This window comes from Staphylococcus sp. HMSC070D05 (genome assembly GCF_001815595.1).
GTDB lineage: Bacteria > Bacillota > Bacilli > Staphylococcales > Staphylococcaceae > Staphylococcus > Staphylococcus hominis.
Map to the genome: position 1 here is coordinate 1 of NZ_KV821092.1, position 544 is coordinate 544.

Below are 544 nucleotides of genomic sequence, written 5' to 3' on the forward strand. Positions count from 1 at the left end.
CTTATAACCTACGGTATGTTTATAAAAGATAAAACTAAAAAATATAAAAGCGACATCTTTAACACTCAAAATTGGGATTATGACGAAATTAACGATGAATATATTTGTCCAAACAATAAGCGATTGGGTTTTAAAAGATATGCCTATCGCCATGATAAATATGGGTTTAAGAGAGATTTCAAATTATATGAATGTGATGATTGTTCAGAATGTCCTCTGAGACACCAATGCATGAAATACAATTCAAAAACGAATAAAAAAATAATGAAAAATTATAATTGGGAATATTTTAAAGCCCAAATTAATAAAAAGCTTTCAGAACCAAAAATAAAAACCATCTACAGTCAAAGAAAAATTGATGTGGAGCCTGTTTTTGGATTTATGAAGGCTATTTTGGGTTTCACTCGAATGTCCGTTCGAGGGATAAATAAAGCCAAAAGAGAACTAGGATTTGTGCTAATGGCACTTAATATAAGAAAAGTAACAGCTCAACGAGCTGAAAATATTCAAAAAAAATATAAAAAAGACAATTTCTATATTATTT

At 28.7% G+C, this 544-nt stretch carries 1 protein-coding gene; it reads left to right on the forward strand.

Annotated elements, in window-relative coordinates; translation table 11 throughout:
• The coding region (locus HMPREF3046_RS01615; RefSeq protein WP_141755511.1) for a transposase at positions 1 to 544 on the forward strand (544 nt) is incomplete at both ends.